The sequence below is a fragment of the uncultured Sphingomonas sp. genome, from assembly GCF_964021865.1.
Lineage (GTDB): Bacteria > Pseudomonadota > Alphaproteobacteria > Sphingomonadales > Sphingomonadaceae > Sphingomonas.
In genome coordinates this window covers 56,597-75,565 of the sequence record NZ_CAXIAM010000001.1, presented here as the reverse complement: position 1 = coordinate 75,565, position 18,969 = coordinate 56,597, and the positions used below count along the sequence as shown (strand labels likewise).

The following is an 18,969-nucleotide window of genomic DNA, read 5'->3' as shown; positions in this document are numbered from 1 at the left end:
GCGTCAGATCACCAGCGCGGCGATCAGCAACCAGAGGGACGTCGCCAGCGCCAGCCCGGTCAGCACACCGCGCGCCGCCGACAATGGATCGACGACGTCGGCGATGAACGGTCCGATCAACCCGAACCGGTCGAAGACCAGCGGTACGCCGCTTGCGGCGAAGTGCTCCGTCCGATCGAAACGCACTTACCCCTCCATTTACCAAGGCTGCCGTACGTCCGTCCCGGAACGGCACACAAAAGTTACGGTGCGATGAACGTATTCCGTCGATGTTGTTTCCGCGGGCGCAAAAAGGGGCGCGCATTAACCCGCTGGTAGCTCTGCGACGACTAACTCCTTGATGCTCAGTGAAAGGCGCGGCGATGCTCATTCCGGCAATATTGCTACCCAGCGATTCCGACGATCGCCGCTCGGCCGAGCGGCAGACGATCAATCAACCGTCCACCCTGCGCGACGAACGTGCGCAGGCGAACGACGTCTATGTGCGTGACCTGTCCGAAACCGGGTTCAGCGTCGCCACCGACTCGCGGCTGGAACTCGGCAGCGAGGTGACGATCGGCCTGCCCGGCCGCGGTCGCGCCAGCGCGCGCGTCGTGCGCCAGGTGCCCGGCGGCTACGGCTGCGAATTCAACGAGCCGCTCGGGCGCGCCGAAGTGATGCAGGCGTTCCGCGGCGGCACCGTCATCCACATGACGAGCGAGTCGCCGATCATGCCGCCGCTCGCCGAACCCGAGATCCAGCGGTTTCCCGGCGCGGTGCGGCTTGGCGTGATCGTGGGAGGCTCGATGGTGCTGTGGGCCGGGGTGGTCAAGCTGATCGCGGCGCTGCTATGACGGTGTGACCGCTGGCGGCGCCGGGTTCGCGCCTCATGGTCACTCAAGCGCGACCGAAGCGGAGAAGTACTTGTTATCGCCCGATACTTCTCGCGAATCGCCGCCACGCGCTCTCTTGACGAACCTGCAATATGTACGCGCTGCCGCGGCCTGTCTGGTCGTGCTTTATCATGCGCGGCTGTTGACCACGCTTGGCCAGTCGCTACCGCTGGAGTTCGGCCGGGCAGGCGTCGACATCTTCTTCGTCATCAGCGGCTTCATCATCCAGCATGTTGCGGCACGCGACGATGTCGGTCGGCCCGGCGCGTTCATGGTGAAGCGCCTCATCCGCATCGCCCCGCTCTATTGGCTGTTGACGCTGCTGATCGGGGTCGCCGGGCCATTCATCCCGGCGCTGGCCAGCAAGGCCGGTATCCCTGACATCTGGATGGTCCTTCGCTCCCTGCTCTTCATCCCGTACGTCGACCCTGCCGGCGAAATCCACCCGGTCTTGTTCATCGGATGGACGCTCAATTACGAAATGTTCTTCTACGTGCTGTTCGCTGCCGGGCTTCTGATACGGGACGCGTCGTTGCGACTGATCACGCTGAGCATCGTGTTGGGAGCGCTGGTGGCGGTCGGCTTCGCCATCGATCCCGACAGCGCGATCGGCCGCACCTATACCAGCCCGTTGTTGCTCGAATTCGGCGCGGGATTATGGCTGCACCGTCTTTGGCAAGGCGCATGCGACCGGCATGTCCACGCCCGCAACCGGATCTTCGCGCTACTGATCCTGACGGGGGCCGCGCTGGCGCTCGTCATGGGCGCAACGCTGTGGCCCGCAATCCCCGACATCGTAAAATGGGGGGTGCCCGCCTTCGCAATCGTGGCATCGGCGTTGATGCTGGAGCGTGGCGACGGCCGCGCGGGCCATCCCATGCTCCTTCGGCTGGGTGAGGCGAGCTATGCCATTTACCTGATCCACCCGTTCGTGATCAAAGCGCTGTCGGTTCTTGCCGGGGGCTTCTTCCGTGATGCGACAGCGCCGATGCAGGCATTCATCATGGTCGCCACGCTGATCGTCGTCGGCGTGGTCGGGGTGGCACTCCACCTTTTCGTCGAGCAGCCGCTCTTAAAGGCCTTGCGTCGCCGGTTCGTTGCGCGTCGAACGGGGCCGTCAGGCGCGCGGCTCACCGTACAGGCGGAAACACTCCGGTGACGCCGCGCCGGCGGCTCGCCGGCCACGCTCAGTGATGCCGTAGCGCCGGGATCAGAAAGGCGCGGGCCGCTTGTCGTGATCCGGCTGCGGATAGATGCGCGTCGTCACCATAAAGCCAGGTCGATCCGACCCGATAGGGGCATGCACCGGCGGTGCACAGGTTCGTCAACGGCTCGACATAGCGGGCACCGGCCGCTTCCCGCCGCACCACCGCGATCAGTTCGGGATCAAGCCGCGGCTCGGCTGTCCCGCGCGGGCGATTCGATTGGCCGGAGAGGTAGTCGAACGCCTGCGGCGTCACGCCGAAGATCGGCGATGGCCCAATCACGGTCACGCCGACGCCGAGCCGCTGCAAGGCGGCGATCGTGGCATGCAATTCGGCCAGCGTTCGCAGCGGCACTTTGTCCCAACGCGCCGCGAGCACCACCTGAGTGATGCCGTACCGGCGGATTAGCGCCGGAACGCGGGCGTTCGATTGCGAGCAGCCGATCCGCGCCGCCGAGAAATAGGCGAAGATCGGCGGGCAGCCCGCAAACGTATATTGCAACACGTCGCGGTCTAACGAAGCCCGCTCGTCGATCAATCCCGGTACATATTGCGCCGCATGGCTGTCGCCCCACAGCAGGATACGCCCGCCATGCCCGTGGACGCGGGTGCATCGGTCGGCATTCCACGCGATGGCGTGTGAAGGATCCTCGTTGAAACAGGTTGCACCGCCCCAACGCTCCTGCCCGCTGATCGCGACGGGATGGTAGTCGGCGAATCGCTGCGGCCAACCGCCGCTTGCTGCCCCTGCCAGGCCCGCCGCGATCATCGCGACCGACGTGGCTGCGCCGACGCCAATCACCCGCCACTGCGCCGTAGGCTGATCGCGCGAACGATAGGAATAGCGCCGCGCCGGCTCCTCGACGAACCGCCACGACAATGCCGCGAGCACGATGCTCACAGCCAGCATCGCCAGCCCCTCGACCGCGGTCGGCCGCCGCATCAGCCGATATTGGAACAGCGCGACGATCGGCCAGTGGACGAGGTAAAGCGAATAGGAGATGCGGCCGATGGCGCGTGGGAGCGCCATCGCCAACCCCCGGTTGATGATCGGCAATCGTCCCGCGCCGGTCCCCGCCAAAATGACCAGCAAGGTGCCGAGACACGGAAACAGCGCGTTCCAGCCCGGGAAGGCTGACCTTTCCTCGAGCAGCATCATACTGCCCACGACCATCGTCACGCCGGCGACCGCCAGCCCTTCCCGCGCGGCGGGGTTGCCGGTGGGCGCGGCACTCGCCCGCGCCACCGCCGCGCCGAGCAACAGCTCCCATGCGCGCCCGGGCAACAGGAAATAGCCGGCGGTCGGGGCGGTGAACACCATGATGACCGAGGTCGCCAGGCTCACCGCCGCGACGATCAGGATCGCGAGTGCCCACCGGCCCGGAAACCGGCGATGGAGCAGCGCCAGCGGCACGGGGGCCAGGAAGTAGAATTGCTCCTCGACCGCCAACGACCAGCTATGCAGCAACAGCCGGGTCTGCGCGGCCGCCTCGAAATACCCCGAGGAGCGCCAGAAGAAAACGTTCGAGGAAAAGGTGCCGATCGCAGCCACGCTGCGAAAATGCGCCGTCAGGTCCTCCGGCAGCAGCAGCCAGATCGCCGCCACCGTCGTCGCCGCGACGGTGATCACCAGCGCCGGCAGGATCCGGCAGATGCGCCGGACATAGAAGGAGCGGAGGCTGAACCGCCCGGCGTCGACGTCGGCGACGATACTGCGTGCGATGACGAACCCGGAGATCACGAAAAACACGTCGACCCCGACGTAGCCGCCTGACAGGGTCGCGGCACCGAAATGGAAGAGCACGATCGGCAGGACGGCCAGCGCGCGCAGTCCATCGATGTCGTAACGGTGGCCCAAACTCGGCATTCTCCCCGGTCGGGCGTTAGGGCAGCGCTGCACCGCAAACAAGGACGGCAGGCCGGCGAACGTCCCGCACAGAGAAGCCAGGCAATGCTCTGGTTCCGTCAGTTTCTCAGCTTATCCCGCCCATCCAACAAGTTATCGCCCTGGCGGAACCATTCCGGTAAATGCCACTTTAACCACCGCCACGATGGATCGCCACGATTGCGGGGCAAAGCGAGGAAAGTGTGACTTTCTTCCGGTTTCCAATTCCAACGATTTGATTTATTTGTTGCGATGCAGCGTGACGTCCAGGGAGCGAAGCCGTGCATGAAGCAACCGTGATGGTTGCGCCGGAACGGACCGGCGTAGCGAGCGGCATCAACGATTCCGCGAAGTGGCAGCGGCTGGACGATGTCGCCAGCCGTGTGCTCGATGTGACTCTTGCGGTTACCGCGCTGATCATCCTCGCGCCGTTGATGGCGATTGTGGCCGCGGTGATCTACATCCTCGATCCCGGCCCGATTATCTTCGCGCACCAGCGCATCGGACGTGGCGGGCGGTCGTTCCCGTGTCTGAAGTTCCGCAGCATGGTGGTCGACGCGGATGCGCGCCTGCGCCACCTGCTCGAGACCAGCCCCGAGGCGCGCGCCGAGTGGGAGCGGGATCACAAGCTTCGGGACGATCCGCGCGTGATCGGGATCGGACGCTTCCTCCGCAAGACGAGCCTCGACGAACTTCCGCAGCTCTGGAACGTCGTGCGTGGCGACATGAGCCTAGTCGGCCCGCGTCCGATCGTGGTCGGCGAGATCGGTCGCTATGGCCGCTATTTCGAACATTATTGCGCCGTGCGTCCGGGCATCACCGGGCTGTGGCAGGTCGGCGGCCGCAACGACGTGTCCTATCGTCGGCGCGTGGCCTATGACGTGACGTACAGCCGCGCGCGGTCGTGCGCGATGAACGTGAAGATCATCGCCTACACCGTTCCCAGCGTGCTGTTCCAGCGCGGCTCCTACTGATTCCTCCCGCCGCCCGACGGCGGCGGGCTTTGCTCATCCCCCGCGCAGCTGGGTGCGGACTGATTCCAGCCGTGTGTTTGCCCGCGCCTGCTCGGCCTTGGCGAGCGTCATCATCCGTTCGGTAAGCAACTTTAGCTTGCGGCTTGCCAGCACGACGCCGCCATACGAACTCGCCTCCTGGACCTTCAGCAAGGCCAGGTCGCGCTCAAGCGCGGGGGTCGCGCCCGCGGAGCCGCGCTGCTGCATCAGTGCATGGGCTTGCTCGATCTTCACCAACAATACCGTGCGCTGCGATTCGTGCAGGTCGCGCTCGGCACGCGCTTCGTCCATCTGACGCAGCACGGCACTGCGCCGCGCTGCCGAGGCGGATTGATCGGCGGATAGCTGCTGCTGCACTTCGGCCAGAATGGTCGCGACCTTGGGATCCTTGCGACGGGCCAAGAGCGCGGGGGGGAAGGCGATCGCCGACGCGCGCGTCGCTTCGGCGTTCCACAAGGCTTCCTGCGCCATCAGCCGATCGGTCGCGATCCCGGCCGCCGGCTGCGGAGTGCGTGCGGTGCACGCGATCGCCGCGATCGCGGTCACTGCGAACAATCCCGCAAAGGCGACCGCCCGACGCAGCGCCGCAGCGATATCGTCATCAACCGTCGAACGCCCGCTCGCCACTTCCATGATGCCGCATGCCCTCAATCGTTGCGTTACACGATCATGTTAAGCGCCAGGCATTAAGAAGAGGTAAGCTACATTACACCGCCTATCTCGGCGATCGTTACGCCCGGACAACATTGTAATCGCTCGTCCATTGCGTCGGATTACTGCTGCACCATTAACCTCGTCTTCAATCGATCCGCGTAGCTGCTGCTCATCCGCCAAAACGGCGGCGACAGTTCAGATTCGGGCGGATCATTGTGACGAAGACGCGGCTACGAACACACCTTCTTCTGGCGACCGCGTCGCTCGCCCTGGCGAGCTGCGGCGGGGGCGGAGGCGGCGGCAGCACCTCGACCGCGCCGGTCGTCGTCGTCACCGCGCCGACGCCCACGCCGACCCCGTCGGTCGGCTCGGGCAGCGCCGGCCCCGGCGTCACGCCGACGCCATCGCCATCCCCGACCCCATCGCCCACCGATGGCGGGATCGTGATCGTCACACCGACGCCTGCGCCGACGCCATCGCCGACTGCGCCGGTCAGCCCGTTCCCCGATCCAGTGGCGACGTCCACTCCGACGCCAACGCCCGTCGCCGTCGCGCCGGCGCCCACCCCAACGCCGACGCCTGTCGTCGTCGCGCCGGCGCCCACACCGACACCCACCCCAACGCCCACCCCTGTCGTCGTCACGCCGGCGCCCACGCCAACACCCAACCCAACGCCGACCCCCGCCGTCGTGGCACCGACACCCACGCCGACACCCACCCCGACTCCGGTCGTGGTCACCCCGACACCAACGCCCACGCCGGAAGTCGTCACGCCCGCGCCGACCCCGACGCCTACGCCGGTCATCGAGCTGCCGGAAGAGTCGTCCCCCAGCGACGGGCTCGCCTATCTCGCTGCGCGTGCCGGTGAATTGGCCTCGTCGATCGTCGACGCCTTCTGGCGGTTCCTCGCGCTGTTCACCGCCAACGGCGACACTACGCCGTGGAGCACCGGGCTGACCGCGTTCAACCAGCCGGTCACCACGGTCGACGGCGCCGCGGCGGTGCCGGTCGACGTGCTGCGCCTCGCCCGCCAGGCCTCGTTCGGACCCACGCCGCAACTCGTATCGCGGATCACCGAACTCGGCATCCCCGGCTGGATCGACGAACAATTCCGCGTCCGTGGCAGTACCTACACCGATCTGATCAAATGGGTGCCGAACGATTATTGCTCCGATCGCACGATCGTGAACTGCTGGCAGAACAACTTCACGCGCGTGCCTGTCGCGGCGCGCTTCTATGCCGACGCCGCGCTCGCGCCCGACCAGCTTCGCCAACGCGTCGCGTTCGCGTTGTCGCAGATCCTCGTCATTTCGGGCAACGGCGTGAACAGCACCTCGGGCATCGCCTCCTATCAGCAGGTGCTGCTGGACGGCGCATTCGGCAACTATCGCGATCTGCTCGGCAAGGTGACGATGCACGGCGCGATGGGCTGGTACCTGTCGATGGCCGACAGCGCGCGCAGCGCGCCGTCGGAGAATTACGCGCGTGAGATGCTGCAGCTCTTCACGATGGGGCCGATGCAATTGAACGCCGACGGCACCCCGGTGCTGGCCGGCAACGGCGCGCTCGTCCCCAATTACGGGGCGGACGACATCAAGGGCCTGTCGCGCGCGCTCACCGGCTGGACCTACGTCAAGAGCGGCGGTCGCACCGACTGGACCGGCAACGACTTTTCGCAGCCAATGATCGTGCGCCCGGTCAATTGGGCCTATGACACGCAGGCGAAGTCGTTCCTGGGCGTCACTGTCCCCGCCGGGGCAACGCCGGCGGAAGGCGTGCGCATCGCGCTGGACGCCGCGTTCAACCATCCCAGCACGCCGCCGCGCCTTGCCAGGCTGCTGATCCAGAATCTGGTGAAGGCGAACCCGTCGCCTGCCTATGTCACGCGGATCGGCGCGGTGTTCATCGACAATGGCAAGGGCGTGCGCGGCGATCTGAAGGCCGTGGTGCGCGCGATCCTGCTCGATCCGGAGGCACGCGGCGACGAGCCGCGCGGTGGCGGGTTCGGCAAGGTCAAGGAACCGGTGCTGGTGATGACCGCGCTGGTCCGCGCGCTGGGTCTCCAGACCGACGGCGCGGCGATGACGATCCGCGACGTCGCGCTGGGCCAGCCGGTGTTCCAGGCGCCGTCGGTCTTCAACTTCTACCCGCCGGACTATCCGCTGCCGCGCAGCAACGGGCTGGTCAGCCCGGCGTCGAAGCTGTTGTCGGCGGGCGGCACCGTCGCGCTCCAGAACCTCGTCTACGACTGGACGCTCAAGGGCGAGAGCAACCGGGGCGACTGGAACTTCGCCAACTATCTGAACAACACCAACAGCTCGGCCAACACGGCGCCGCTGTGGGGCGGATGGGAGGCGATCGCCGCCGATCCCGACCGGCTGGTCGCGGTGGTCAACCTGCTGATGCTCAACAACACCGCCACCGCGGCGCAGAAGCAGGCGATGCGCAACGCCGCGGTGTCGATCACCAACGCCAATGCGCAGGTGCAGGCACGAAAGCGCGCGCAGGCGCTGCTCTACATTGCCGCCACCAGCCCCAACTTCCTCGTCGATCGCTGAGGATCACGCTCATGACGCACATTTCCCGCCGCCACTTCCACCATATGGCGATGAGCGCCGGCGCCGCCGCCGCGCTCGGCATGTTCGGTCGCGGTGTCGCCTATGGCGCGCCCGGCAGCGGCTTTCGCGCCATGGTCGGCGTGTTCCTGTTCGGCGGCAACGACGGGTGGAACATGCTCGTCCCCACCGATACCGCAGCCTACTCGGCCTATGTCAGCGCGCGCCAGACCGTCGCGCTGCCCCCATCGGGCGTCGTGCCGCTGGCCGGCAGCGGGCTGGGGCTGCATAAGGCGATGGCCAGCCTCGCGCCGATCTGGGACAAGGGGGCGATGGCGCTGGTGCTCAACACCGGCACGCTCGCCACGCCCCTGACCAAGGCGACCTATCTCAGCCGCCCGGACCTGCGCCCGTCGAACCTGATGAGCCATTCCGACGAGCAGGAGCATTGGCAGGGCTTGCGCGCGCAATCGGTCAATCGCGACGGCTTCATGGGGCGCCTCCACGATCGCATGAGCGCCAGCGGCGTGCCCCCGGTTATCTCGTTTGGCGGCAACAATGTCGCGTTGATCGGTCAGCAGGCGCAGCCGCTGGTGCTTCCGTCGAAGGGCGTGCTGTCGCGTTACGGCACCAACAGCAGCGCGATCGATGCCGCGGTCAGCAGCCTCGCGGGCGGAACCGGACTCGACGACATTACCGCCTCGACCGCCGACACGGTGCGCGACGCCTATGCGATGAGCGCCGCGACCAGCGCGGTGCTGGGCGCGACCGGCAGCGTCGAGGCGTTCTTCGTCGATCCCACGACCGGCGCGGCGCTCACCTCGGACGTGTCGCAGCAGTTGAAGCGCGTCGCGCGGATGATCGAGGCGCGCTCGACCTTCGGGCATACGCGCCAGTCGTTCTTCGTCTCGCAGGGCGGCTATGACACGCACGATGCGCAGGTGACGTTCGGCAATGTCGTCGCCGGCACGCACGCCAACCTGCTCGGCGACCTCGCGCTGGCGCTGTCGGCCTTCTACAATGCGATGGAAGCGCTCGGCCTGCAGGACAATGTCACCGCCTTCACGATGAGCGATTTCGGACGCACCTATCGCGGCAATGCGCAGCTCGGCTGCGACCATGCCTGGGGCAACAACCATCTGGTGATCGGCGGCGGGGTGACGTCCGGCGGCGTCTTCGGCCGCTATCCCGATCCGACGCTGGGTGGCGCCGACGACGTCAGCAACGAGGGCCGATTCCTGCCGACCACCGCGCAGGAGGAATATCTCGGCGCGATCCTGAAGTGGCATGGCGTCAGCGATGCCGACATGCCCTATGTCGTTCCGAACTGGGCCACATGGTCGACCAACGGACGCGGGCCAATCGGGCTGTACGGTTGAGCGTGCCCGCCGCGGCGTTTGTCGCGGTGGTGCGGTTCCCCTATAAGGCGGGCGCCTGCTGGAGACCGATCGTGTACCGCCGCCTTCTCATCGCCCTGTCGCTGCTCGGTTGTGCGTCCGCCACCCCGGCGCAGCGGGCGCAGCTGCGCGCCGACGACACAGTCTATGAGCTGCGCGGACCGGAGGCCGCGGCGGTCGGCAAGAACCATGTCTCGCACAACGTCGGCAGCCAGCATGGCGATCAGGTTCGCCCCGAGCTGAGCGGCGACGTCGTCGAGGTCCCGCCATCGATCCCGTCGCCGGTCAAGCCGGCGACGTTGATCCAGCCGATTGACACGCCGCCGACCGCGGCAACCGAGTCGATCGGCGCATTCCGCTTCCTGTGCGAACCCGGGCAGATCAGCTACGACGATCCGATCGTCTACCCGAACCAGCCGGGCAAGAGCCACCTGCACCAGTTCTTCGGCAACACCGGCGCGAACGCGAGCAGCACGTACCGCAGCCTGCGGACCTCGGGCGAGAGCACCTGCATCAACATCCTGAACCGCTCGGCCTATTGGATGCCGGCGATGCTCGATGGCCGCGGTCATGTCGTGCGCCCCGACTATGTTTCGATCTATTACAAGCGCTTGTCCAGCAGCAGCGCGGAGTGCCACCGCCAGGCGAAGGACTGCGTCCCGCTGCCGCGCGGGCTGCGCTTCATCTTCGGCTACGACATGCTGACCGGCAAGACGCCGACCGGCGGCAGCTATTTCGACTGCGACGGTCCCACCGCCAAGTCGGGGCACTATAAGACGATCACCGAGGCTGCGGCGAACTGCCCGGCCGGCAACCGGCTGGGCGCGATCGTGTACGCGCCGGGTTGCTGGGACGGCGTCCGGCTCGACAGTCCCAACCACCGCGACCATATGGCCAACCCCAGCTACGGCTCGTGGGGCTATCTGCGCTGCCCGTCGACGCATCCCCTGGTGATTCCGACATTCACCCTGGCGTCCTGGTACAGCGTCGACGCGCAGCGTGCCGATAGCTGGTATTTGTCCTCCGACGAGATGCCGGGCATGGAGCGGATGCCCGCGGGGTCGACCTTCCACGCCGATTGGTTCGGTGCCTGGGACGACGAGGTCATGGCGATGTGGACCGCGGACTGCCTCGAGGCGCTGAAGTCCTGCAACAGTGGCGTTCTGGGCGGGCTGCGCATGATGAAGCCGGTGACGCCGTTCGTCTGGAACACGCCGCGCCGGCTCGTGCCGATCCCGCCGCGCCCCGGCGAGGCGGCCCGTGCGGGCAAGGCGGTGGCCACGCGCTAGGACGGCCGCCATCAGCCGCCGCCCGTTTGCGGTTGCAGCCCCCGACGCGGCGTGATTAGCCGCGCCCACCCTCTATACTGACGGAAATGCACGGGTTCATGGCCGACACTTCTACGCTGCGTGCCCGGATGATGGCGCGGATCCACGTGCCCGAAGCGCTACTGGCGCGGCTCGGCTGGGCGACGCTGGGCTATGTTCTGGTGCAGGGAATGCGGTTCGGTGCCAATCTGGTGCTGACCCGGCTTCTCGCGCCCGAACTGTTCGGGATCATGATCCTGCTCACCTCGTTGCGGGTCGGGCTCGAACTGTTCACCGACATCGGCATCGGCCAGAACGTCGTCAGCAGTCCGAACGCCACCGATCCGCGCTTCTACAACACCGCCTGGACGCTCCAGGTCATCCGCGGTGTCGCGCTGGCGCTGATCGCGTTGCTGCTGCAACCCGTCATCAGCCATTTCTACGGCGATCCGACGCTCCACAAGATCCTGCCGTTCATGTCGCTCTTCCTGCTCATGACCGGCTTCGTTTCGATCGGGCAGCCGCTCGCGGTGAAGCAGCTGGCGATCGACCGGACGTCGATGTTCGAAGTCGCGATCTGCTTTGTAGGAAACATCTTCCTGATCGGCGCCGCCTGGATTTGGCCCAACATTTGGGGGTTGCTCGCCGGAAGCCTGCTGGCTTCGTTCACCGGCATCGTCCTGTCCTATTTCATCAAGCCGGAGATCAAGCACCGGTTGCTGATCGACTGGGATTATGTGCGCGAGATCCTCGGCTTCGGCAAATGGGTGTTCATTTCCTCAATCGTCTTCTTCCTCGCGCTCAATTTCGACCGGTTGATCCTCGCCAAATACGTCAGCTTCGCCGCGCTCGGCATCTACGGCATCGCGCGCACGCTGTCGGACGTGTTCGCGCAGTTCAGCGTCAAGCTGGGCGCGGAGATCGTCTTCCCCAGCGTCGCGGCGGCCACGGTCCGCGGGGTTGAGCTGCAACGCAAGCTGGCGCACCGCCGGATGCAGTTCCAGGCCGCGACGATGGTCGCGATCGCCGGAGTCATCGCATTGTCGGACTTCATCATCCGCATCTACGACGTGCGGTACCACAGCGCGGCGCAACTGCTGCCGTGGGTCTCGGTGGCGGCATGGCTGATGATCCTCAGCACGCTCAACGAAAATCTGATGCTCGGCCTTCGCAAGCCGCATTACAGCGCCTTCGGCAGCGCGGCGAAGCTGCTCGGGCTGGCGGTGCTGTTGCCGATCGGCCTGATGCGCTACGGCATCGCCGCCGCGGCGGTGGCGACCGTGCTGGCGGAGCTGATGCGCTACGCCTGTTTGTCGGTCGGTCAGGCGCGGCTGAAGGTCACGTTCATCCGGCAGGACCTGCTGGCGACGATCGCGCTGATCGCGCTCGCCTATGCGATCCGCTGGGTCACGTTCCAGATCGGGCTGACCGGCGCGCCCGGCGAGCTGTTCCGGATCACCATGTACCGTTGAGCCATCAGCCGTAGGCACCCCGGATCACATTCGAGGTGCCCACGCGGGGCGGGTCAGGCGTTGGGCCCGTAATAGCCGCGATACCATTCGGCAAAGCGCTGCAATCCCTCGCGCAGCATCACCTTGGGCTGGTAGCCGGTCAGCGCGTGGAGCTTCGACACGTCGGCATAGGTCGCGGTGACGTCGCCCGGCTGCATCGGGCGCATCACCTTCTCGGCCTTCTGCCCGACCGCGTCTTCCAGCGCCTCGATCATCTCCATCAGCCCGACGGGGTGGCTGTCACCGATGTTGAGCACGCGGTGCCCGCCCGCTTCCGGCGGATGATCGAGCGCACCGACGATCCCGTCGACGATATCGTCGATATAGGTGAAGTCGCGCGCCATCTTGCCTTCGCCGTACACCTCGATCGCCTCGCCCCGCATGATCTTCTGCGTGAACGAGAAATAGGCCATGTCCGGCCGGCCCCACGGGCCATAGACGGTGAAGAAGCGCAGGCCCGTCTGCGGAAAGCCGTACAGCTTCGCATAGGACTGGCTCATCAGCTCGCACGCGCGCTTGGTCGCGGCATAGAGCGACACCGGATCGACCGCCGCCTCGTCCTCGGTGAACCCCTCGCCGCCCATCGGCTTGTCGCCATAGACCGAGCTGGAACTGGCATAGACAAGATGCTCGAAAGCTTCGGCGTGCCGGCACGCCTCCATGATCGACAGATGGCCGGCGAGATTCGACCGCTCGTAGGCGAACGGATTTTCGAGGCTGTAGCGGACCCCCGCCTGCGCGGCGAGGTGGACAACGCGGCGCACGCCCTCGTCGTTGACGATCTTCGCCATCGCCGCGGCATCGGCGATGTCGGCGCGGTGGAACGCGAAGGTATTGCGCCCCTGGAAGGTTGCGAGCCGCGCTTCCTTCAGCGTGGGATCGTAATAATCGTTGACGATATCGACGCCGATCACGCGCTCGCCGCGGTCGAGCAGGCGGTGCGCGACGGCATGGCCGATGAAGCCGGCGGTGCCGGTGACCAGGATCGGATCGGTGCGGGCGCTCATGCTGTCATCCCTCGGTTCGCGCCGCAGTCGGCGCCCTTATGCTGCACCGCCTCCTAAAGATGCGAACCCGTAACGGCAACTCGCCCCGTCTCAGTCGCGCACCGACTCCGCGGGTTGCCAGACGGCGTATGTCTTTCCGCCCCATACCGAATCCACCACACCCTGCGCGACGCCGACGAGGCTCAGCAGCGCGGCGACCACCTTCTGCGCGATCCCGATCCGCAGCCGGTTGCCGACCGCCAGCAGGATCGCACCGCCCGCCGCGAGCGACAGGATCGGCACCGCGCCGAACAGCGCCACCGCCACCGGCAGCGCGAACAGACCCGCCCCCAGCAACAGGAACGGCGTCATCCATTTGAGCATCCGGTGCGAGGCATAGCCATACAGCGCCGGCCACGGCAGCCGCCGCAGCTGCGGCCACAGCGCGCGGTGGACGTTGATCGCCTGGCACGCGATCCGCCGCTTGCGCGCCAGTTCCTCCTCCGCCTCGGTGGCGCTGCGCTCGTGGACCAGTGCATCGGGCACGCTGATCAGCCGCTTGCCCTGCGCCAGCACGACGAGGCTCAGGTACAGATCGTCGATCAGATGCGGCGGCGGCGGGCGATGAAGTTCGCGGCGCAGCACGAACATCGCGCCGTCGACGCCGATCAGCCCGACCGTCTCGCTCTCGATCGCCTTGATCGCCTCCTCGGCACGCCAGTAAGCGGCACCGGTCGCGGCGGCGGGGCTGTCGTCGGCATTGTCATAGACCAGCCGCGCGCTGGTGCAGCCGACGCTCGGATCGACGAACGGCGCGATCAGCCGCGCGATCACGTCGCCGTCGTGCATCACATTGGCGTCGGTGAACATCAGCAGTTCGGACGATGAGCGCTCGACCAGCAGGTTCATGCCATAGGTCTTGCCGTGCCGCCCATGCGACACGACCAGATCGACGCGGTCCGCGAACTCGCGCAGGATTTCGATCGTCCCGTCCTGCGGCCCGTCGGCATAGACGTGGATCGTCGCATTGCCATAGGCATCCGCCGCCTCGATCAACCGCTCCAGCCGACGCCGGATCGATCGCGCTTCGTTATAGGCGGACATGCAGATCGCCAGCGACGGCCGCGCTGTCCCGCCATGAGACATAGGCGACACCGGCCGACGTCGAAAGAAGCGCAAGGTGAACGGATAGATGACGAACGGATGCACCGCTAGCAACAGCAACAGCCCGGCAGCGATGGCGTACACCCAGATCATGCTCGCGTCTCGCCAGCCCCTTTTACGGCATACATCAGAGGGAGCAGCGACCGTCGCTTGTCACCCCCCTGCCTTTGTCATGAGCCATAGCGAGTAAAGATATTCCTGCAAGAAGGCGCATGGTTCCGGTCAACCCTTGGAAGATGGCTTGCATTTGAAGCAACATCGCTTACCACGTCGCCACTTCGCACGTGCGGCATAGACGCAGGGGAACCATCAATATGACCAGGCTGGCGATGATGCTGTCGGCAGTGGCGCTGCTGTCGGGCTGCGCCGGACGCGGCGGTGATCTGCCGCTGCAATCCGCCTCCGCGCTGGGACGCGAGCGGGCGACGCCGGTTGATGCCACCTATCAGCTGGGCGTGGGCGACCAGATCGCACTCGCGGTCTATGGCGAGCCGGACCTGACGCGCACTTATGCGATCAATCCGAACGGGACGATCGAGGTGCCGCTGGCAGGGACGATCAAGGCGCAGGGAATGACGATCGACGCGGTCAGCACGCTGATCCGCGACCGGCTGGCCGACGGCTTCCTGCGCAACCCCAGCGTGACGGGCTCGATCGTGTCCTATCGTCCGTTCTACATCCTGGGTGAGGTCAACAAGCCCGGCCAGTATCCGTACCAGACCGGCATGACGCTGGAAGGTGCGGTTGCACTGGCCGGCGGCTACACCTATCGCGCGCAGAAGAACTACGTCTTCATCCGCCCCGAAACCGGCGGCGGTGAAACCAAGGTCGAGGCGACGCCGGAGATGGCGGTGCGCCCGGGCGACACGATCCGCTTCACCGAGCGATTGTTCTGATCTCTGCGATGACCCGCGTCCGGCCTGCCCCTGCCCGCCCGTCGCGACGGCATCGCGTCGTCGCGTCACGGCTGCTGGCGACGGTATCGCTGCTCGCCGCGGGCACGTCCGCCGCGCAGGCGCAGACCACGCGTTCGGTGCTCGACACCGGCATCCCGTTCGACCTTCCGCAAACCGATCGCGTCACGGTGTTGCAGCGCCCGCATCCCGAAGTGGATGCGCTGGGCGTCCATGCCGGCGCGTTCCTGGTCTTCCCGCAGATCGAGCTGGCCGCCAACGCGACCAACAACGTCTTCGGCGCGACCACCGATACCGATTCCGATGTGTATGCGACGGTCGCGCCGCGGATCGACGCGCGCAGCGACTGGTCGCGGCATCAGTTGCAGGCGCATGCCCGCGGCACCTTCCGTCGTTATCTCGATTATTCGATCAAGAACGAGAACGGCTACGACATCGGCGTCGATGGTCGGCTGGACATCATCGGGGATTCGAACCTGCGCGCGGCGGTGAACGCCGACCGTATCTACATCACCCAGCTTTCGGGCGACTTCCCGCGCTTCGCCGCTGCCTCGGTGCCGCTGGATCGCCAGGTCGCGTCATTGCGCGGCACCTATGCGCTCAACCGGCTGCAATTGATCGGCGACGTCAACGTCACCCGACTGAACTACAGCGATACGCGCGCGCTGGACGGCACGCTGATCGATCAGGACTATCTGGATCGCACCGCGACCCGGCTGACCGCCCGCGCCGAATATAACGTCTCCCCGGTCACCTCGCTGTTCGTGCAAGGCATCTACACGCGCCACGATTACAAGGTCATCAACTTCGACTTCGATCGCAGCGGCGACGAAGTGCGCGTGATCGGCGGCGCAGCGTTCGACGTGACGCCGCTGATCCGCACGCGGCTCGGCGTCGGTTATCTGACGCGCCATTACGAGACGGCGGGCGTCGGCAATCTCAGCGGGCTCGCGCTCGACGCGCAGGTCGATTATCTGATCACCGAGCTGACCACGATCAGCCTGTTGGCACGCCGTGACGTGCGCGACGCGATCGTCGCCGGCTCGCCCGGCTATGTCGCCTCCCGGGCGTCGGCGGAGATCGATCACGAATTGCTGCGCAACCTGATCCTGATCGGCCGTGCCGACGTGGAGAAGGACGATTTCTCGCGCATCGACCGCGACGACACGTTGTTCCATGTCGGGGCGAGCGCGTTGTATACGCTCAACCGGTCGATGGTGCTGACGCCGTCGATCGACTATTCCAATCGCGACAGCCGCGGCGCGCAGATTGGGCAACGCTTCAACGAAGTACGCGCAGGGTTGAGCCTGACGTTGCGGCGCTGAGCCGCAGCACAGGCAGAACAAAAGGGTAAGCGATGGCGGAAGCGACGAACGTGCGACCCGAGGAGAGCCAGGATCTGGCCGGCCTCTTCTCGCGCCTGAAGCGGCACCTGCCGATCATCCTGGCGTGCGTCGTCGGGATGGTGGTGGTCGCCTGGGGGATCAGCAAGGTGCTGCCGCGCCGCTACACCGCCTCGGCGCAGCTCGAATATACCCCGCAAAGCCCGGTGGCCGGTGCGCCGCAGCCGCAATTATCGGATCTGGCGCGCGACGCGAAGATCGATGCCGAGGTGCAGACGATGAAGTCGCTGCCCGTCGCGACCCGTGTCGTCGACCAGTTGAAGCTGGATCGCGATCCCGAGCTGCGCGAGGCCGCCAAGGATTTCGCGACCGACGCCGCAACCGGCAAGCAGGCGATCGCCGGTGCGCTGCTGACGAACCTGAACGCGGCACGCGTCGGCACCACCTCGCTGTTCGAGGTCAGCTACACCGACAAGAATCCGTTGAAGGCGATGCAGGTCGCCAACGCCTTCGCCCAGGCGTTCATGGCCGAGGATCTGCAGAGCAAGGCGACCGAGTTCAAGGACGTCGATTCGCGCCTGAACGGCCAGCTCGACGAACTGCGCCGCAAGGTCGAGCAGGCCGACGCCGCCGTCGCCGCCTTCCGCGTCCGCAACAACCTGTTGGGCCTGCCCGATTCGGTGACCGCCGAGCAGGAGATCTCCTCGATCCGCGGTGCGCTCGCCTCGGCCCGCGCCGAAGAGGCGGCGGCGCGCGCGCGCAGCAGCGCCAGCGGCTCGACGATCGTCGGCGGCGGCACCAACAGCCCGTACAGCACGCAGACCATGTCGTCGCTGCGCCAGCAGCGCGCACAGGTCGCCGCGCGCGTCGCCTCGCTCCAGTCGCGCTACGGCGAGCGCTATCCGGCGCTGGCCGACGCACGCAAGGAACTCGACGCGATCGACGCGCAGTTGAGCGGCGAGATGCGCGACCTGTCGCGCTCGGCCGGCAACGCCTCGCAGGCGGCCGGCTCGACCGCCGCGTCGCTGGAGGCCAGCCTCGCCGCCGCGCAGGCGCGTCTGACCAACAACGTGCGCTCATCGGTGGAACTCGCCGATCTTCAGCGTACCGCGCAGAACGCGCGCGACGCCTATCAGCAGCTCCTCAACACCAGCACGCAGCAGAATGCGCAGCAGTCGATCGTCCGCCCGGACAGCCGCATCGCCGCGCCCGCCTCGCTGCCGCTGACCCCCAGCTCGCCGAACGTGCCGGTACTGCTGTTCATGGGCGCGGTGTTCGGCCTCGCGATCGGTCTGGCCATCGCCTACGTCCGTGAGCGTTGGGTGCAGGGTCTCGATACGGTCGACGATATCGAGACGATGCTCGGGGTCGATTACTTCAACAGCGTGCCGACCCCGGCCAGCTCGATCGAGAAGCCGCGCACCAGCGATCCGGCCGAGGCGACGCTGCTCCACCCGCTGTCCGCCTATACCGAGGCGTATCGCAACCTCGCGACCAGCCTCAGCTTCGCGGCCTCGTCGGTGCAGGGCGGCAAGATCCTCGGCATCACCTCGGCGCTGCCGAAGGAAGGCAAGACCACGACCTCGACCTCGGTCGCGCGCGTGCTGGCCACCGGCGGATCGCGCACGCTGCTGCTCGACACCGATCTGCGCCGTCGCTCGGTGTCGGTCGCGCTCGCCCCGCAGGCGCGCGTCGGGCTGGGCGAGGTGCTGGCCGGCACCGCGACGCTCGACGAGGTGATCCTGCGCGAGGAGCAGACCGGGCTCGACGTCCTGCCGCTCGCCCCGACCGCGGGCACCTCGCCGCACATCTTCGAGACCCCGGAATTCACCGCGCTGCTCGCCGAGCTGCGTCGCCGCTACGAATTGGTCGTGGTCGATACCGCGCCGGTGCTCGCGGTCGCGGATACCCGCGTGCTCGCGCATCACTTCGACGCGCTCGCGATGCTGGTCCGCTGGCGCTCGACCCCGGCGCGTGCCGCGCGCGCCGCGCTCCACCAGATCAGCTCGGTCGGCTCGGGCGTGACCGGCGTCGCGCTGACGATGGTCAACCTGAAGGTACAGGCGCAGTCGGGCTTCGGCGATCCGTCCTACTACGCCGATTACATGAAGGACTATTACGCCCAGTCGTGATCCGGCCGCGACCGGATCACCAGCGCGCCGCC

16 protein-coding genes are annotated in these 18,969 nt (G+C 66.7%); 10 read left to right on the top strand and 6 right to left on the bottom strand.

Annotated features, from left to right (window positions below; translation table 11 throughout):
- Positions 1–3: 3 nt before the first annotated feature.
- The gene (locus tag AADI75_RS00360; protein WP_341207077.1) at positions 4–186 is read right to left on the bottom strand and encodes a hypothetical protein; all 183 of its coding nucleotides are present in this window, start codon (positions 184–186) and stop codon (positions 4–6) included.
- Between the two features lie 176 nt (positions 187–362).
- Between AADI75_RS00360 and AADI75_RS00355 the strand changes: the two genes are divergently transcribed.
- Together AADI75_RS00355 and AADI75_RS00350 are read left to right on the top strand one after the other, a co-directional pair.
- Positions 363–833, top strand: a complete 471-nt coding sequence (locus tag AADI75_RS00355; RefSeq protein ID WP_341207076.1) for a PilZ domain-containing protein — start codon at positions 363–365, stop codon at positions 831–833.
- 4 nt (positions 834–837) lie between these two features.
- Positions 838–2,031, top strand: a complete 1,194-nt coding sequence (locus AADI75_RS00350) for an acyltransferase (RefSeq protein ID WP_341207075.1) — start codon at positions 838–840, stop codon at positions 2,029–2,031.
- Positions 2,032–2,059: 28 nt separating this feature from the next.
- On the opposite strand, the gene AADI75_RS00345 is transcribed toward AADI75_RS00350, so the two are convergent.
- Positions 2,060–3,943 carry an acyltransferase family protein gene (locus tag AADI75_RS00345; RefSeq protein WP_341207074.1) on the bottom strand — a complete coding sequence of 628 codons (1,884 nt, stop codon included), beginning with the start codon at positions 3,941–3,943 and terminating at the stop codon, positions 2,060–2,062.
- A 299-nt stretch (positions 3,944–4,242) separates the two neighbouring features.
- Between AADI75_RS00345 and AADI75_RS00340 the strand changes: the two genes are divergently transcribed.
- The gene (locus AADI75_RS00340) at positions 4,243–4,935 is read left to right on the top strand and encodes a sugar transferase (RefSeq protein ID WP_341207073.1); all 693 of its coding nucleotides are present in this window, start codon (positions 4,243–4,245) and stop codon (positions 4,933–4,935) included.
- Positions 4,936–4,968: 33 nt separating this feature from the next.
- Here AADI75_RS00340 and AADI75_RS00335 read toward each other — a convergent pair whose 3' ends face one another.
- Entirely contained in the window at positions 4,969–5,607 is a 639-nt protein-coding gene (locus tag AADI75_RS00335) for a hypothetical protein (protein WP_341207072.1), read from the bottom strand.
- Between the two features lie 190 nt (positions 5,608–5,797).
- Positions 5,798–6,154 (bottom strand): hypothetical protein, encoded by a 357-nt coding sequence (locus tag AADI75_RS00330; protein WP_341207071.1) that lies wholly within the window; start codon positions 6,152–6,154, stop codon positions 5,798–5,800.
- 163 nt (positions 6,155–6,317) lie between these two features.
- Here AADI75_RS00330 and AADI75_RS00325 point away from each other — a divergent pair, with 163 nt between their 5' ends.
- The 4 genes from AADI75_RS00325 (at position 6,318) to AADI75_RS00310 (ending at position 12,359) form a co-directional block, all read left to right on the top strand.
- The gene (locus tag AADI75_RS00325) at positions 6,318–8,186 is read left to right on the top strand and encodes a DUF1800 family protein (RefSeq protein WP_341207070.1); all 1,869 of its coding nucleotides are present in this window, start codon (positions 6,318–6,320) and stop codon (positions 8,184–8,186) included.
- A gap of 11 nt (positions 8,187–8,197) precedes the next feature.
- Positions 8,198–9,562 (top strand): DUF1501 domain-containing protein, encoded by a 1,365-nt coding sequence (locus tag AADI75_RS00320; protein ID WP_341207069.1) that lies wholly within the window; start codon positions 8,198–8,200, stop codon positions 9,560–9,562.
- A 2-nt stretch (positions 9,563–9,564) separates the two neighbouring features.
- Positions 9,565–10,869, top strand: a complete 1,305-nt coding sequence (locus tag AADI75_RS00315) for a DUF1996 domain-containing protein (RefSeq protein WP_341207157.1) — start codon at positions 9,565–9,567, stop codon at positions 10,867–10,869.
- A gap of 98 nt (positions 10,870–10,967) precedes the next feature.
- Positions 10,968–12,359, top strand: coding sequence for an oligosaccharide flippase family protein (locus AADI75_RS00310; protein WP_341207068.1), 1,392 nt, complete (start codon positions 10,968–10,970; stop codon positions 12,357–12,359).
- Between the two features lie 53 nt (positions 12,360–12,412).
- On the opposite strand, the gene AADI75_RS00305 is transcribed toward AADI75_RS00310, so the two are convergent.
- Positions 12,413–13,405: an NAD-dependent epimerase/dehydratase family protein gene (locus tag AADI75_RS00305; protein ID WP_341207067.1), complete on the bottom strand. Its 993-nt coding sequence runs from the start codon at positions 13,403–13,405 to the stop codon at positions 12,413–12,415.
- A gap of 90 nt (positions 13,406–13,495) precedes the next feature.
- A complete protein-coding gene (locus AADI75_RS00300) occupies positions 13,496–14,641 on the bottom strand; it encodes a glycosyltransferase (RefSeq protein WP_341207066.1) in 1,146 nt (381 codons plus the stop codon).
- Between the two features lie 221 nt (positions 14,642–14,862).
- Here AADI75_RS00300 and AADI75_RS00295 point away from each other — a divergent pair, with 221 nt between their 5' ends.
- From AADI75_RS00295 to AADI75_RS00285, 3 genes are read left to right on the top strand one after another with little or no spacing between them, the layout of a single operon-like run.
- On the top strand, positions 14,863–15,444 hold the full coding sequence (locus tag AADI75_RS00295) for a polysaccharide biosynthesis/export family protein (protein WP_341207065.1): 582 nt from the start codon (positions 14,863–14,865) through the stop codon (positions 15,442–15,444).
- Between the two features lie 8 nt (positions 15,445–15,452).
- Positions 15,453–16,787: an outer membrane beta-barrel protein gene (locus AADI75_RS00290; RefSeq protein WP_341207064.1), complete on the top strand. Its 1,335-nt coding sequence runs from the start codon at positions 15,453–15,455 to the stop codon at positions 16,785–16,787.
- A gap of 32 nt (positions 16,788–16,819) precedes the next feature.
- Positions 16,820–18,937, top strand: coding sequence for a polysaccharide biosynthesis tyrosine autokinase (locus tag AADI75_RS00285; protein ID WP_341207063.1), 2,118 nt, complete (start codon positions 16,820–16,822; stop codon positions 18,935–18,937).
- Positions 18,938–18,969 lie beyond the last annotated feature (32 nt).

Coding starts and splice junctions, on each gene's coding strand:
- AADI75_RS00335 (WP_341207072.1), bottom strand. CDS start 5,607: ATGGAAGTGGCGAGCGGGCGTTCGACGGTTGATGACGATATCGCTGCG.
- AADI75_RS00295 (WP_341207065.1), top strand. CDS start 14,863: ATGACCAGGCTGGCGATGATGCTGTCGGCAGTGGCGCTGCTGTCGGGC.
- AADI75_RS00320 (WP_341207069.1), top strand. CDS start 8,198: ATGACGCACATTTCCCGCCGCCACTTCCACCATATGGCGATGAGCGCC.
- AADI75_RS00285 (WP_341207063.1), top strand. CDS start 16,820: ATGGCGGAAGCGACGAACGTGCGACCCGAGGAGAGCCAGGATCTGGCC.
- AADI75_RS00310 (WP_341207068.1), top strand. CDS start 10,968: ATGGCCGACACTTCTACGCTGCGTGCCCGGATGATGGCGCGGATCCAC.
- AADI75_RS00290 (WP_341207064.1), top strand. CDS start 15,453: ATGACCCGCGTCCGGCCTGCCCCTGCCCGCCCGTCGCGACGGCATCGC.
- AADI75_RS00305 (WP_341207067.1), bottom strand. CDS start 13,405: ATGAGCGCCCGCACCGATCCGATCCTGGTCACCGGCACCGCCGGCTTC.
- AADI75_RS00345 (WP_341207074.1), bottom strand. CDS start 3,943: ATGCCGAGTTTGGGCCACCGTTACGACATCGATGGACTGCGCGCGCTG.
- AADI75_RS00300 (WP_341207066.1), bottom strand. CDS start 14,641: ATGATCTGGGTGTACGCCATCGCTGCCGGGCTGTTGCTGTTGCTAGCG.
- AADI75_RS00355 (WP_341207076.1), top strand. CDS start 363: ATGCTCATTCCGGCAATATTGCTACCCAGCGATTCCGACGATCGCCGC.